Origin of the sequence: Streptomyces sp. NPDC058274 (assembly GCF_042881375.1) — a bacterium.
Classification (GTDB): domain Bacteria; phylum Actinomycetota; class Actinomycetes; order Streptomycetales; family Streptomycetaceae; genus Streptomyces.
Window position 1 is genome coordinate 75471 of record NZ_JBHVXW010000011.1, and the last position, 14163, is coordinate 89633.

Annotated in this window: 16 protein-coding genes; 4 read left to right on the forward strand and 12 right to left on the reverse strand. The window is 69.9% G+C overall.

Going from position 1 to position 14163, the window contains the following annotated elements; all coding sequences use genetic code 11:
* Positions 1–75: 75 nt before the first annotated feature.
* The 3 genes from ACFVYF_RS22385 to ACFVYF_RS22395 all read right to left on the reverse strand — a co-directional run bounded on the left by ACFVYF_RS22385 (position 76) and on the right by ACFVYF_RS22395 (position 2861).
* Positions 76–819, reverse strand: coding sequence for a methionine ABC transporter permease (locus ACFVYF_RS22385; protein ID WP_389457804.1), 744 nt, complete (start codon positions 817–819; stop codon positions 76–78).
* Positions 816–1850 (reverse strand): methionine ABC transporter ATP-binding protein, encoded by a 1035-nt coding sequence (locus ACFVYF_RS22390; RefSeq protein ID WP_389457806.1) that lies wholly within the window; start codon positions 1848–1850, stop codon positions 816–818. The genes ACFVYF_RS22385 and ACFVYF_RS22390 overlap by 4 nt, the downstream gene beginning before the upstream one ends.
* A gap of 363 nt (positions 1851–2213) precedes the next feature.
* Positions 2214–2861 (reverse strand): HAD family hydrolase, encoded by a 648-nt coding sequence (locus ACFVYF_RS22395; protein WP_389457808.1) that lies wholly within the window; start codon positions 2859–2861, stop codon positions 2214–2216.
* Between the two features lie 69 nt (positions 2862–2930).
* Here ACFVYF_RS22395 and ACFVYF_RS22400 point away from each other — a divergent pair, with 69 nt between their 5' ends.
* Together ACFVYF_RS22400 and ACFVYF_RS22405 are read left to right on the forward strand one after the other, a co-directional pair.
* Positions 2931–3290, forward strand: a complete 360-nt coding sequence (locus ACFVYF_RS22400; RefSeq protein WP_389457811.1) for a hypothetical protein — start codon at positions 2931–2933, stop codon at positions 3288–3290.
* A gap of 103 nt (positions 3291–3393) precedes the next feature.
* Positions 3394–3762 carry a hypothetical protein gene (locus ACFVYF_RS22405; RefSeq protein ID WP_389458035.1) on the forward strand — a complete coding sequence of 123 codons (369 nt, stop codon included), beginning with the start codon at positions 3394–3396 and terminating at the stop codon, positions 3760–3762.
* A gap of 72 nt (positions 3763–3834) precedes the next feature.
* Here the strand turns inward: ACFVYF_RS22405 and ACFVYF_RS22410 are convergent, their stop codons facing one another.
* The 4 genes from ACFVYF_RS22410 to ACFVYF_RS22425 form a co-directional block, all read right to left on the reverse strand.
* Positions 3835–4338, reverse strand: a complete 504-nt coding sequence (locus ACFVYF_RS22410; protein WP_389457813.1) for a GNAT family N-acetyltransferase — start codon at positions 4336–4338, stop codon at positions 3835–3837.
* A gap of 45 nt (positions 4339–4383) precedes the next feature.
* Positions 4384–4890, reverse strand: a complete 507-nt coding sequence (locus ACFVYF_RS22415; protein ID WP_389457815.1) for a sigma-70 family RNA polymerase sigma factor — start codon at positions 4888–4890, stop codon at positions 4384–4386.
* 74 nt (positions 4891–4964) lie between these two features.
* Positions 4965–6128, reverse strand: a complete 1164-nt coding sequence (locus ACFVYF_RS22420; RefSeq protein WP_389457817.1) for a glycerophosphodiester phosphodiesterase — start codon at positions 6126–6128, stop codon at positions 4965–4967.
* A gap of 167 nt (positions 6129–6295) precedes the next feature.
* Positions 6296–6532, reverse strand: coding sequence for a hypothetical protein (locus ACFVYF_RS22425; protein WP_389457819.1), 237 nt, complete (start codon positions 6530–6532; stop codon positions 6296–6298).
* Positions 6533–6747: 215 nt separating this feature from the next.
* Between ACFVYF_RS22425 and ACFVYF_RS22430 the strand changes: the two genes are divergently transcribed.
* Complete coding sequence (locus tag ACFVYF_RS22430; RefSeq protein ID WP_389457821.1) at positions 6748–7419, forward strand: lysophospholipid acyltransferase family protein; 672 nt, start codon at positions 6748–6750, stop codon at positions 7417–7419.
* Between the two features lie 58 nt (positions 7420–7477).
* On the opposite strand, the gene ACFVYF_RS22435 is transcribed toward ACFVYF_RS22430, so the two are convergent.
* The 5 genes from ACFVYF_RS22435 to ACFVYF_RS22455 all read right to left on the reverse strand — a co-directional run bounded on the left by ACFVYF_RS22435 (position 7478) and on the right by ACFVYF_RS22455 (position 13402).
* Complete coding sequence (locus ACFVYF_RS22435; protein ID WP_389457823.1) at positions 7478–9007, reverse strand: MFS transporter; 1530 nt, start codon at positions 9005–9007, stop codon at positions 7478–7480.
* Positions 9004–9555 (reverse strand): TetR/AcrR family transcriptional regulator, encoded by a 552-nt coding sequence (locus ACFVYF_RS22440; protein ID WP_389457825.1) that lies wholly within the window; start codon positions 9553–9555, stop codon positions 9004–9006. Before ACFVYF_RS22440 ends, ACFVYF_RS22435 begins: the two co-directional genes overlap by 4 nt.
* Positions 9556–9645: 90 nt before the next feature.
* Entirely contained in the window at positions 9646–10617 is a 972-nt protein-coding gene (locus tag ACFVYF_RS22445; protein ID WP_389457827.1) for an aldo/keto reductase, read from the reverse strand.
* Positions 10618–10692: 75 nt separating this feature from the next.
* The gene (argH, locus tag ACFVYF_RS22450; protein ID WP_389457829.1) at positions 10693–12120 is read right to left on the reverse strand and encodes an argininosuccinate lyase; all 1428 of its coding nucleotides are present in this window, start codon (positions 12118–12120) and stop codon (positions 10693–10695) included.
* Positions 12121–12208: 88 nt separating this feature from the next.
* Positions 12209–13402, reverse strand: a complete 1194-nt coding sequence (locus ACFVYF_RS22455; RefSeq protein ID WP_389457831.1) for an argininosuccinate synthase — start codon at positions 13400–13402, stop codon at positions 12209–12211.
* 171 nt (positions 13403–13573) lie between these two features.
* Here ACFVYF_RS22455 and ACFVYF_RS22460 point away from each other — a divergent pair, with 171 nt between their 5' ends.
* Positions 13574–14161 (forward strand): pyridoxamine 5'-phosphate oxidase family protein, encoded by a 588-nt coding sequence (locus tag ACFVYF_RS22460; protein ID WP_389457833.1) that lies wholly within the window; start codon positions 13574–13576, stop codon positions 14159–14161.
* Positions 14162–14163: the final 2 nt, after the last annotated feature.

Consider the following 14163-nt stretch of genomic DNA (forward strand, 5'->3'; position numbering starts at 1 on the left):
CGCGTCGGTCGGGTCTCCCTGACCGCGTCGGTCGGTTCTTCCTGACCGCGTCGGTCAGTTCCTTGACCGCGCCGGTCAGTTCTTCTTCACGGCGTCGGTCGCGACCGTGCCCGGGAAGATGCCGCTGAAGGGGCGGAAGAGCAGCAGCGGCCCGGACTTCGCGGCCCGCCGGTGCAGTGCGCGGGCGGCGAAGTCGCCGCCGAACTGCAACAGGGAGATGGCGACGGCCAGGACGGCCACGGTGATCCACATCAGGCCGGTCTCGAAGCGCTGGTAGCCGTAGCGGATGGCGATGTCGCCGAGTCCGCCGGCGCCGACCGTGCCCGCCATGGCCGAGTAGCCGATGAGCGCGACGACCGTCGTGGTGGCCCCGGAGATCAGGGACGGCAGGGCCTCGGGCACGAGAACGCTGCGTACGGTCTTCCAGGTGCTGCCGCCCATCGACTGCACGGCCTCGACGAGTCCGTCGTCCACTTCGCGGACGGACATCTCGACCAGGCGCGCGTAGAAGGGAATCGCTCCGACGGCGAGCGGCACGATCGCCGCCTCACGGCCGATCGTCGTCCCGGTGATCGTGCGCGTGAAGGTCATCAGCGCGACCATCAGGATGATGAACGGCATCGAGCGGGCGATGTTCACGATCTGTCCGATGACCTTGTTGGCCACGACGTTCTGCAGCAGTCCGCCGCGGTCGGTGAGGACCAGCAGAAGACCGAGCGGAAGTCCGCCGACGATCGCGATGAGCGTGGACCAGCCGACCATGTAGAGCGTGTCCCAACACGCCTGGGACAGCAGCGGCTGTATCTCCGACCAGGTCACTTGGCACCTTCCTTCACCAGCACGGGCTCCTGGCCCAGGACCTCGATCCCCAGCCCCTGCTCGCGCAGGAAGCCGATCGGCACCACGTTGTCGTCGTAGCGGCCGGGCAGTTCGATGCGCATCCGGCCGACCTGGCGTCCCGCGACGGTGTCCATCGCGGCGCCGAGGATCGAGATGTCGATGTTGTACGTGCGCGAGAGCTGCGAGATGACGGGCTGCGTGGCGGCCTCGCCCTGGAAGGTGACGTCGATGACGGTGCGGTCGTCCCCGGAGGCGTCGCCACTCACCGGGAAGAGGGCGGCCGCGAGTTCGGAACCGGGCGTCGCGAGGAGTCCGCTGACGGTGCCGGACTCGACGATCTTCCCGTTCTCCATGAGGGCGGCAGAGTCGCAGATCGACTTGACGACGTCCATCTCGTGGGTGATGAGCAGGACGGTCAGGCCCAGCTGCCGGTTCAGGTCGCGCAGCAGCTGGAGGATGGAACGGGTGGTCTCGGGGTCGAGGGCGCTGGTCGCCTCGTCGGAGAGCAGCACCTTCGGGTCGCCGGCCAGGGCGCGGGCGATGCCGACCCGCTGCTTCTGGCCGCCGGAGAGCTGCGCCGGGTAGGCCTTGGCCTTGTCGGTGAGACCGACCAGGTCGAGGAGTTCGAGTGCCCTGCGCGAGCGCTCCTTGCCGGAGATGCCGAGGATCTCCAGGGGCAGCTCGACGTTGTCCTGGACGGTGCGCGAGGACAGCAGGTTGAAGTGCTGGAAGACCATGCCGATGTGACTGCGCGCCTTGCGCAGTTCCCGGCCGGCCCGAGGTCCGCGGCCGGCCAGGGCGGTGAGGTCCTGTCCGGCGACGGTCACGGTGCCGGCGGTGGGGCGTTCCAGCAGGTTGACGCAGCGGATGAGCGAGGACTTGCCGGCGCCGGACTGGCCGATGACGCCGTACACCTCGCCTTCGCGTACGTGCAGATCGACCCCGTCGAGGGCGGTCACCTCACGGCCGCGCGAGCGATAGACCTTGGTCAGGCCCGTTGTCGTGATCACTGGGTTTCCGTCACTGTCGAGTGCAGGGCGTGGGTGTGCCCGGGCACGGGTGCATTCGGTCGGGAACGCGGCACGGTTCTCGCGGAGGGCGATCGAACCGGGGAGAACGTGTGCGCGGAGGCCGGCTCAGTCACGTACCGGGTACGGACACGGCGCAGCTGTCTCGCTTCGGGGCGCGAGGCTCAGGGGTGGTGCGGGGGCCCTCAGAAGGCGCACATTCGACACATACAACGAGCACCGGGCGTCATGGTCGCCTCGGTCGCAAGGGTGCGGCTGCTCGTCGTGGTCATGGGATCAAGTAAAGCAGACGTATAGCCGGGGACCGCCACCGCTGTCCGAATAGCGGACAGCGGTGGACAGTTGTCAGAACCGGGGCGAGATCTCGACTCCCTCGCCGGTGACCAGCGCGGACAGGGCCGAGAGGTCCTTCACGACCAGATCGGCGTCCAGCTCAGCCGCCTCGTGGGTTGTGGCCAACGCCACGGTGGCCATACCGGCGGCGCGGCCCGAGCGCAGCCCGGCCGGGGCGTCCTCGAAGACCACGCAGCGGGCCGGGTCGACGCCCAGTTCGCGGGCGGCGAGGAGGTAGGGCTCCGGGTCGGGCTTGCCGCGCGTGATGTCGTCGGCGGCGATCAGTGTCTTGGGCCGGATGCCGACCTCGGCGAGCCGGGCCTCGGCCAGCCGCCTGGTGGCCGAGGTGACGACGGCCCAGCGGTGGGCGGGCAGCGCGTCCAGCAGTGCGAGCGTGCCGGGCAGCGCCACGACTGTGCCCGGTACGTCCTCGACCTCCAGCTGCTCGATGCGCGCGAGGGCCTCGGGCACCCGCTGGGCGGGGAGCAGGTCGGCGGCTATCTCCACGGCGGTGCGGCCGTGCAGTTCGACCCGGGCGAAGTCCTCTTCGGAGATGCCGTACTCCTCGGCCCAGCGCGACCAGCACCGGTGGACCGAGTCGAGGGATGAGACGAGCGTCCCGTCGTTGTCGAACAGCAGGGCATCAGCGTGGATCTTCATGTCTTCGACCCTAAGGGGGACCCCGGGGGCAAGCGCATCGGGTCTTTTGGCCCGTAATAGGGTCGCGGCATGCTTGATGCCCTGACGGTGGCGACCGCCGTCGCCGCACTCGTGCTCGCCGCCTGGTGCGGCTGGGCCGCCTATCGCGATCAGCCCACCAAGGACTGGCACTTCATCGGCATGGCCGTGGTGTCCCTGCTCGCCGTGGTCCAGCTGGTCGTCGGCATCGTCCAGCTGGCGCGCGGCGAGAAGCCGGACCAGGGCACGACGATCTTCGTGGCGTATCTGATCGGCGCCGTCGCCTGCGTTCCGGCCGCGGGCTTCATGTCGCTGGCGGAGCGCACCCGTTGGGGTTCGATCACGGTGGCGGCCGGCGGTGCCGTCCTCGCCGTTCTGGAGGTGCGGCTCTATGACATCTGGGGAGGCTGAGATGACGGCCACGGACGAGAACGGGCCCGCGCCTCAGGAGGACGGCGCACAGGCGGCGGACCCGAAGGGCGAGCAGCGGACCCGGCTGATCAGCGGTCCCGGCATGCTGCTGGTCTGGCTGTACGGCGTGATGGTCGTCGGCGCGGTGTCGCGCTCGGCCGTGCAGATCTCGACGGAGTTCGACAAGGCCCCGCTCGCCTACTCGCTGTCCGCGGTCGCCGGGATCGTCTACGGCTTCATCACGTACTCGCTCGTCCGGGGCGGCGAGCGAGCCCGCAAGGCGGCGCTGGTGTGCTGCGCCGCCGAGCTCGCCGGAGTCCTGACCGTCGGCACGTGGACACTGGTGGAGCCGTCCGCCTTCCCCGACGCGACCGTGTGGTCGGACTACGGGATGGGCTACCTCTTCATCCCGGTGCTGCTGCCGCTGTCGGCGATGTACTGGCTGCGAAAGCGCTCCGCGGGCAGGCCCTAGTACAGCGCCGCGGGCCGTTCGGCCTGTATCAGGCCGGTTCCGCGCGCCCCGCAGGGCGCGCGGCTCTCGCCCCTACGCGGTCGTCGCGTACGACCCGGCCGGGGCCTGCTTCTCCAGGACGATCATGGGGACGCCGTCGTCGCCCTTGGACGTGCCGACCGCCTGGTAGCCCACGCGCCGGTACAGACGCAGGCCGCTCTCGCTGCGGTGGCCGGTGTGCAGCCGGAAGGTCGTGGCGCCGCGCTCGCCGGCCAGGGCCCCTTCGGCGGCGCGCAGCAGCCGGGCACCGATCCCGTGGCCCTGGAGGCGCGGGTGCACACAGAGCTTGCCGATGGCGGCCGTGCCGTCGTCGTCCGTGGTGCCACGCACCGAACCGACCACTTCGTCGCCGAGGCGTGCCACGAACACGCAGTCTCCGGCGACCTCCGCGCGGACCGAGTCGAGACTCTGGACGAGCGGATCGATGCGGTAGTTGCCGTACAGCGCGGCCTCACTCTGGAAGCACAGGTACTGCAGCCTGAAGATCTGCTCGGCGTCCCGCTCGGTCGCCACGGAGATGGTCACGCTCATGCCCATGTGTGCACGCCTCCCGCTCACCTGTTCAGCCCTTGTCCCTCACTCCTATCCCCGCGGTTCGCGGGCCGCAACCTCCGGCGTGAGCAATCGACGCAGACATCCCAGACATCTGGAACGTTCCGGGCCAAGGCTGCCCTGTGACATACCCAACTCCCCCGCAATCTCCCGATAGGTCAGGTCCTTCGGGGAGAGCAGCGCGGCCAGCAGGCTCGGACAGCGGCCGGGCAGCCTGCGTACCGCGTCGTGCAGGGCGCGGTGGCGGGCGGCGGTGAGCGCCTGCTGCTCGGGGCCCGAGGTGTGGTCGTCCGCGGGCTCGGCGGCGTAAGGCCGTTCGAGACGGGCGGCGCGGCGGCTGCGGCGGGCCTCGGAGCGCACGGCGCGGCGCAACCACCCTTGCGGGTCAACGGGTGGGCCATCCGTGTCGAGGCGCTCCAGGAGGCGCAGCCAGACGGCCTGCTCCAGATCGTTCTGCTCCGCGCCTGACGCATATGCCTCCGCGGAGGCCTCGGCGGCGAGCAGCGGGCTCAGGGTGGCCACCATGTCGTGTGTCATATGCGGCACGACGCGGCCGCCCCGGCGTGAGGTTGCCGGGGCGGCCGACTGTCACCCCATCCGGGGTGGCGGGGTCATCCGTTGACGAAGTCCGCGCGGGCCAGCAGCGCGGTGTCGGCGTTGTCGGAGAAGACTCCGTCGATGCCCGTCTCGAAGTAGGCCTGGAAGGCGCCGAACACGTCGCCGTAGGCGTTCGGGTCGGTGCCCTTCCTGAAGTTGGCCGGCAGGAAGGTGTTCTCGTTGCGCATGGTGTACGGGTGCAGGACCAGGCCCGCCGCGTGCGCGTCGTCGACCAGCGTGGTCGGCGTGGTGAGGTTGCCGTTCGCGTCCTTCGGGATGATCAGGTCGAGCGTGGGGCCGATGCCCTGCGCGTACGAGGCGATCCACTTCAGGCCCTCGGGCTTGATCAGGTCCGCCACCGTGCGCGGGTCGCCCGAGTCGACGAAGTCCCAGGGACGGGTGTTGGCCGTGGACAGGAGCAGCGCGAGCGGGTTGCCGACGAGCTCGTCCATGCGCTGGAGGCTGGTCGGCTCGAAGGACTGGATGATGACCGGCGAGTTCTTCTTGTCCTTGCCGTACTTGCGCAGCAGTCTGGCGAGCCGCTCCTCGGTGCCGAGGCCGAGCTTGCGGAAGAAGGTGGGGTGCTTCAGCTCCGGGTAGATCCAGACCTGCTTGCCGCGCTTGCGGGTCTGCTCGTCCTGCCAGCGGAGCACCTCTTCGAAGGTGGGGATCTCCCAGCGGCCGTTGTAGATCGTGTTCCGCTGGCGGGTGGCCGGGATGCGCTCGATGGCGCGCAGGGTCTTCAGCTCGGCGAGCGTGAAGTCCTCGGTGAACCAGCCGGTGGTGGCGACCCCGTCGAGACTCTTGGTGGTCTTGCGGTCGGCGAACTCGGGGTGCGCCGCGACATCGGTGGTCCCGCCGATTTCCGGCTCGTGACGGCATACGAGGTGACCGTCCTTGGTGGGCACCAGGTCACCCGCCTCGATCACGTGCGCACCCAGGTCGAGGGCCAGCTGGTACGAGCCGAAGGTGTGCTCCGGCCGGTAGCCGCTGGCGCCGCGGTGCCCGATGACGGTCGGCTTCGGCAGGCTCAGGTAACCGCCGCCGCCGTGCCGTTCGTCGGCCCTCGCCGCGCCGGGCAGCCCGAGGACCGCTCCGCCCGCGCCGAGCACCGCGGCGCCGAGCAGTGCCCGCCGTGCCGTGCCGTGACCCTGCTCGTTCGACTCCTGCGTCGCCATGAACGCTCCTCCCGACGTACCGCCTTGCACCTGCCAAGCGGGATCGTAGGTGTCCACAGGTGACGCGTGGGAGACCTTGGACCGAACACGCGGGGGACACCGGATGTCGTACGGGGCCCGTGAGTTGATGAAATGCCGGATTGGGGGTCCCTGCCGCGGGTACCCGCTCAGTGGTCTCCGTGGCCGTCACGGTCGCGCAGGGCGCCGACTCCCGCAGACCCGGCGAACCGGTCATATGCATGAGCCCTGCGTCGGCCTTCGCGCACTCCGAGGGTCGCCTTCGCCTCGATCCGGGCCGAGTCGTGGCCCTGCAAGAACCGGCGCCGGTCTCTGCGGACCAGAAGGACGACGGCCCACACGGCCACCGCGAGCAGTACGGCAAGCACCGCAGTCACGAACCCCATGGCTCCCCCTGGTCACCCGACGGCACGCACTCGGCGCGACGTTCGTCACATGATCACCCCCTCCCGAGGGCCTGACAAGAGGGCGCCACCGCAGGTAAACGTGCGTCAACAGTGCGTATCGAGTGGATGAACCCGATGTGCAATCACCCTGGAGCCGCGAGTATCGTCCTCACCTGCACATACTCATATCGAATCCCTTGACACCGGAGGGCCCGTTGTCCCGCTTCGTGCTCATCAAGGCAGTGCTCGGACCGATCATGCGCCTGATGTTCCGCCCACGGGTGGAGGGTGTGGAGCACATCCCGGGCGACGGTCCCGTGATCCTGGCCGGCAACCATTTGACGTTCATCGACTCGATCATCATGCCGCTGTTCTGCGACCGCCAGGTCTTCTTCCTCGGCAAGGACGAGTACGTCACCGGCAAGGGCTTCAAGGGCCGGCTGATGGCCTGGTTCTTCACCGGAGTCGGCATGATCCCGGTGGACCGGGACGGCGGACACGGCGGGGTCGCGGCGCTGATGACCGGCCGCCGGGTGCTGGAGGAGGGCAAGGTCTTCAGCATCTATCCGGAGGGCACCCGCTCCCCCGACGGCCGGCTCTACCGGGGCCGTACGGGGATCGCCCGGCTGGCGATGATGACCGGTGCGCCGATTGTTCCGTTCGCCATCATCGGCACCGACAAGCTCCAGCCCGGCGGCGCCGGCATCCCGCGCCCCGGCCGTGTCACGGTCCGCTTCGGCGAGGCGATGGAGTTCTCCCGGTACGAGGGCATGGACCGCGACCGCTATGTGCTGCGGGCCGTGACGGACTCCGTGATGACCGAGGTCATGCGGCTTTCGGGTCAGGAGTACGTCGACATGTACGCCACCAAGGCGAAGGCCGCGTAGCCCGCGCCGGCGGAGCACCCGGGCTCCGCCGGTTCGCGGCCGGCACGCGGCGCCCCCGCTACTCGGAACCGGTTTCCAGGCGCTGGCCCTTCAGCAGGAACCATGCCGCCACCGCTGTGGCGAGCAGGACCACCGCTCCGACGCCCGACGCGAGCGCCAGCCCGTCGACGAAGGCCTCACGCGCGGCCGAGACCATCGCGCCGGCCGCGTCCGCGGGCATCCCCGCGGCCGACTCGACGGCTCCGCCGAGTGATTCACGGGCCGCGGCGGGGGTGTCCGCCGGGCCGCTGAAGTCCCGGTAGACGCCGGTCACGATCGAGCCGAGCACCGCGATGCCGAGCGCGGCACCGAGTTCGTACGCCGTCTCGGAGACCGCGGAGGCGGCACCCGCCTGCTCCTTGGGGACGCTGGAGAGGATCACGTCGGCGGTGACGGTGAACGAGAATCCCGCGCCGATCCCGACGACCAGCAGCGCGGCCCCGAGCAGCGGGTAGCCGGTGGACTGGCTCAGCAGGGTGAGAGCGGCGAGGGCGGCACCCACCGCGGCCAGGCCGCCGGTGACCACGGCGCGCACCGAGAACCGCCGGGCGACCGTGCCCGCGATCAGTCCCGCGCCCACCGCACCGGCCGCGGCGGGGATTTCGGCGAGCCCCGCCTCGAACGGCCCTCTGCCCTGCACGAGTTGCAGATACTGCGAGAGGAAGAAGACCAGCCCGGACAGGCCGAGGATGGTCAGCAGATCGGCGAGTACGGCCGCGGAGAAGCCGCGGTTGCGGAACAGCCGCATGTCCAACAGGGGCGCGGGCAGCGCGAGCTGACGCCGGACGAACCAGAAGAGGGCGGCGGCACCGAGCAGGCCGACGGCCACCGGCTCTGCGGACACACCGTGTGTGGCGGCCTCCTTCACCGCGTACACGACGCCGATCATGCCGACCAACGAGAGCAGGACGCTGGTCAGGTCCCACGGGCCCGGATTCGGGTTGCGGGACTCGGGGAGCATCCTGATCCCGACGAGGACGAGGACCACCATCACCGGCAGGTTGATGAGGAAGACCGAACCCCACCAGAAGTGTTCGAGCAGGAAGCCGCCCGCGACCGGGCCGACCGCCGTACCGGCGGAGGCGGTCGCGCCCCAGATGCCGATGGCGAGACTGCGCTCGCGCGGGTCGTGGAAGAGGTTGCGGATCAGGGCGAGGGTGGCGGGCATCAGGGTCGCGCCCGCGACGCCGAGCAGCGCCCGCGCCAGGATCATCAACTCCGGTGTCGTCGCATAGGCGTTGAGCACGGATATCAGGCCGAACGCGGTGGCGCCGACGAGCAGCAGCTTCTTGCGGCCGATGCGGTCGCCGAGGCTGCCCATGGAGACGAGCAGGCCCGCGATCACGAACGAGTAGACGTCACCGATCCACAGCAGCTGGGTGCCGGACGGCTTGAGGTCCTCACTGATGTACGGGGTCGCGAGACCGAGGACGGTCGCGTCGACGGCCACCAGCAGCACAGCGAGGACGAGGACGGAGAGGGCGAGCCAGCGCCCCGGGCGCTTCTCCACCACCTCCGCCACGGACGTCCGCTGGTCGATGCTGGTCATGGTTCCACTCTCCGTAGTGCTCCGCCGAGCAGCAGCTCGACGATCATGAATTGGAAGTCCTTGGCGGCCACCCGGCCGTCCATCACGGCCCAGGCGCCCGAGCCGATCAGCCCGTAGAGCGCCTCGGTCAGCCACGCGGGGGTGAGGTCGATCCGGAACTCGCCGCTCTGCTGGCCGCGCCGGAAGAGGCCGCCGATCCGGGCGTCGAGCCGGGACCAGCCCTCGTGCTGCGCATCCCCCTCGAACAGCTGGTTCTCGGTGACGAGGAAGGCGAGCAGTCCGGCGGCCGGTTCGATCTCCCGCACCAGCCGGCGTACGGCCTCGCTCGCGGGCCCCTCGTCCAGGCGGGCCGCGTCCAGCGCCGTCTCGCACTCCTGGATGCCCAGGACCTCGAGCGCGCGGACGAGGGCGTCGCGCCCGGCGAACTGGCGGTGCAGTGTGGCCCGGCTGATCCCGGCCGCCCGGGCGACTTCGTCCATGGTGGCGGTGGCTTTGCGGGTCAGCAGGGCTGCGGCGCTGCGCAGTACGTGGTCACGATCGACGGCCATGAGGCAACGGTAACCCATGTGAGACATTTCTGTCTCACTAGAGGCATGCGTCACTCATCGGCAAGGGTGTGAAAGTAGTCGCGGAAAGGATCAGTGCCAGGGCAGCTGCCCGCGACGCTCCCAGTACGCGCGCGGTTCCTCGGCGAGCGCGTCGAGGCGGGCCAGCTGGTCGTCGTCGAGGTCGACGACCGCGGCGTGCAGATTCGAGGCGAGCTGCTGGACGGTGGCCGCGCCGGACAGGACGACACCGGCCCACGGCCGGCGCAGGACCAGCGCGAGGGCGACCGCGTCGGTGCCCAGCCCCGTCTCCTGGGCGATGTCCCGTACCGCGCCCGGCGCCTGCGGGCCGGCCAGCCGCCCGTTGGCCATGCCCTCCTTGACGATCACCGTGAGCCCGGCGTCGTGGGCTTCGGCGAGTGCGGGCGCGGCCGAGGTCTCCAGCACGTTGTACGTGGCCTGGACGGTACGGAAGAGGGGTTTGCCGTCGACCGTCACGGCGAGCGCGGCGCGGATCGCGTCGGCCTGCGCGGGCCCGCTGGTGGAGAAGCCGACGGACAGGCCCCCGGCCGCCGCTTCGGCCAGCCTGACGTGCAGTTCCTTGTCGGTGAGGGCCGGGCTGTCCGGGGTCACCGAGTGGATCTGGTAGAGGTCGAGCCGGTCACCCAGCAGCTCGGCGGTCTCGGCGCGCTGCCGCTCGTACGTGGCGAGGCCGTGGTCCTTGACCTCGTGCGCCTCGGCGTCGGTGCGCCAGCCCGCCGTGTAGGTGTAGCCCCACTTGCTGCCGATCACGACGTCGTCGATGTCGGGCCGGCTCAGCAGCCAGTCGGCGAGGAACTCCTCGGACCGGCCGTAGGAGCGGGCCACGTCGAAGTAGCGCACGCCCTGCGCATGGGCGGCGTCCAGGAGTTCGCGGGTGCGCTCGCGCAGGGCGTCGACACTGCGGACGGCCGGGAGGTCCTCCTCGCGGCCGAGGTTGATGTAACCGGGGCGGCCGACGGCGGCGAGGCCCAGGCCGATGTGGGCGGTGGGCGTCGTCGCTGACGCGAGGCGGGCGAAGGGCATCGCGGGCTCCGTTCGGTCGGCTCCTTGCGGCTCCCGACCAACGTAACCCGCGCTGCCCTTCGCACACGCGACCCGTTACTTCTTGGCGTCCGCCCACTGATGCTGGGCCGCCACATCGGCCTTGACCTCGGCGAGCTGGACGGCGACCGCGCTGGGTGCCGTACCGCCGCGGCCGTTGCGGGAGGCGAGCGCGCCGGGCACGTTCAGCACGCCGCGCACCTCCGGCGTCAGATGCGGGGAGATCTTCGCGAACTGCTCGTCGGTGAGGCCGTCGAGCTCGATGCCGTCGGCCTCGGCGACCTTCACGCACTCGCCGGCGACCTCGTGCGCGACGCGGAACGGCACGCCCTGCCTGACCAGCCACTCGGCGATGTCGGTGGCGAGCGAGAAGCCGGCCGGGGCCAGCTCCTCCATGCGCTCGCGGTTGACGGTCAGGGTCGCCATCATGCCGGTGAAGGCGGGGAGCAGGACCTCCAGCTGGTCGCAGGAGTCGAAGACCGGCTCCTTGTCCTCCTGGAGGTCCCGGTTGTACGCGAGCGGGAGGGCCTTGAGCGTCGCCATCAAGCCGGTCAGATTCCCGATCAGGCGGCCCGACTTGCCGCGTGCCAGCTCGGCGATGTCCGGGTTCTTCTTCTGCGGCATGATCGACGAGCCGGTGGAGAACGCGTCGTGGAGGGTGACGAAGGAGAACTCCTTCGTGTTCCAGATGATGACCTCCTCGGCGATCCGGGAGAGGTTCACGCCGGTCATCGCCGTGATGAAGGCGAACTCGGCGACGAAGTCACGGGAGGCCGTGCCGTCGATGGAGTTGGCCGAGCTGCCGTGCTCGAAGCCGAGGTCCTTGGCGACGGACTCCGGGTCGAGACCGAGGCTGCTGCCCGCGAGCGCCCCCGAGCCGTACGGCGACACGGCTGTCCGCTCGTCCCACTGGCGCAGCCGCTCGCCGTCCCGGGACAGTGCCTGGACGTGCGCGAGGACGTGGTGCGCGAAGAGCACCGGCTGGGCGTGCTGGAGATGCGTACGGCCGGGCATCGCGACGTCGGGGTGGGCCTCCGCCAGACCGATCAGCGCGTCCTGGAGGTCGGCGATCAGACCGCCGAGGATCCGGGCGTGGTCGCGCAGGTACATCCGGAAGAGCGTGGCCACCTGGTCGTTGCGGGAACGGCCCGCCCGGAGCTTTCCGCCGAGGTCCGGGCCGAGGCGCTCCAGCAGACCGCGCTCCAGGGCCGTGTGGACGTCCTCGTCGGCGACGGTGCCCACGAACTCCCCGGAGGCGACGTCCGTTGCGAGCTGGTCGAGGCCCGCGTGCATACGCGTCAGCTCGTCCTCGGTGAGCAGGCCCGCCTTGTGCAGCGCGCGCGCGTGGGCTCGCGAACCGGCGATGTCGTACGGCGCGAGACGCCAGTCGAAGTGGACCGACGCGGACAATTTGGCCAGGGCCTCGGCGGGACCGTCGGCGAACCGGCCGCCCCAGAGCCGGACGTCACCGCTGTTGCTGCTCACTGCACTTGCTCCTCGGAGGGTGGTGATGTGCGACCGCCTCCCCGCCCGTACGGAGGGGAGGCGGCTGTCACGCTGGCGCGTCCCGGGGTCAGGCCTGGTCCCGCTTCGCGGCGATCTTCGACGACAGGCTGTAGATGTCGATGAAGCCCTTGGCCGCGGCCTGGTCGAAGCTGTCGCCCGTGTCGTACGTGGCGAGGTTGAAGTCGTAGAGCGACGTGTCGGAGCGCCGGCCGGTGACGACCGCGCGGCCGCCGTGCAGGGTCATCCGGATGTCGCCGTTGACGTGCTGGCTGGCCTCGTCGATGAAGCCGTCCAGGGCGCGCTTGAGGGGGGAGAACCACTGGCCGTCGTAGACCAGTTCGCCCCAGCGCTGCTCGACCTGCCGCTTGTAGCGGGCGAGTTCCCGCTCGACCGTGACGTTCTCCAGCTCCTGGTGGGCGGTGATCAGGGCGATCGCGCCCGGAGCCTCGTAGACCTCACGGGACTTGATGCCCACCAGCCGGTCCTCGACCATGTCGATCCGGCCGATGCCCTGGGCGCCGGCGCGCTCGTTCAGCTGCTGGATGGCCTGGAGCACCGAGACGGGCTTGCCGTCGATGGCGACCGGGACGCCCTGCTTGAAGGAGATGACGACCTCGTCGGCCTCGCGGGCCTCGGCGGGGTTCGAGGTGTACTCGTAGATGTCCTCGATCGGCGCGTTCCAGATGTCCTCCAGGAAGCCCGTCTCGACGGCACGCCCGAAGACGTTCTGGTCGATGGAGTACGGGGACTTCTTGGTGGTGGCGATCGGGAGCTGCTTGTCCTCGCAGAAGGCGATCGCCTTGTCGCGGGTCATCGCGTAGTCACGGACCGGGGCGATGCACTTGAGGTCGGGGGCGAGGGCGACGATGCCGGCCTCGAACCGCACCTGGTCGTTGCCCTTGCCGGTGCAACCGTGGGCGACCGTGGTGGCGCCGTGCTTCTGGGCGGCGGCGACGAGGTGCTTGACGATCGTCGGCCGGGAGAGGGCGGAGACCAGCGGGTAGCGGTCCATGTAGAGGGCGTTGGCCTTGATCGCCGGGAGGCAGTACTCGTCGGCGAACTCATCCTTGGCGTCCGCGACCTCGGCCTCGACCGCACCGCACGCGAGCGCGCGCTTGCGGATGACGTCCAGGTCCTCGCCGCCCTGGCCGACGTCGACCGCAACGGCGATGACCTCGGCGCCCGTCTCCTCGGCGATCCAGCCGATGGCGACGGAGGTGTCCAGACCGCCTGAGTAGGCGAGTACGACGCGCTCGGTCACGGGTTTCTCCTCACAGTGCATTCGCTGACATGCATGAGTATGCAGGAGTCCGCATGGTTCGTCAATCCAGGGTCGCCGACGGCGCGGATGCGGGCCCTGGAAGGAACCGGAAGAACACGGAACCTGTAATTCCTTAGACAAACGAAAGACATTGCCCGATAATCGTCGGACATGGGAAAGACCTACGAGCGCATAGACGGCAGACTGCGTACGTTCATCGAGGCGCAGCCCCTCTTCTTCACCGCGACCGCACCCTTGTCGCCGGACGGCACGGTGAACCTCTCCCCCAAGGGACTCACCGGCTCCTTCGCCGTGATCGACGAACTGACCGTCGCCTACCTCGACTTCGCCGGGAGCAACGCGGAGACCATCGCGCATCTGCGCGAGAACGGCCGGATCACCCTGATGTGGTGCGCCTTCCAGGGCCCCCCGAACATCGTGCGGGTGCACGGCCGCGGTGAACCGGTCTTCCGGGACGACCCGCGTTTCAGGGAACTGCTCACCCATTTCCCGGACATCGACCCGACCCCGCACGGCCTGCGCGCGGTCATCGTCGTGACGGCCGAGCTCATCCGGGACACCTGCGGCTACGCGGTGCCCTACATGTCGTACGACGAGGACCGCGAGCTGCACGCCAAGCGGTTCGCGCGCGAGGACGACGTCTCGCTGGACGCGTACTTCCACAAGAAGGACCACGTGGCCACCAGCCTGGATGGCCTACCTGGGCTGCCGTTGCCGTTGCCCCCCAGTACGGTCTGAGC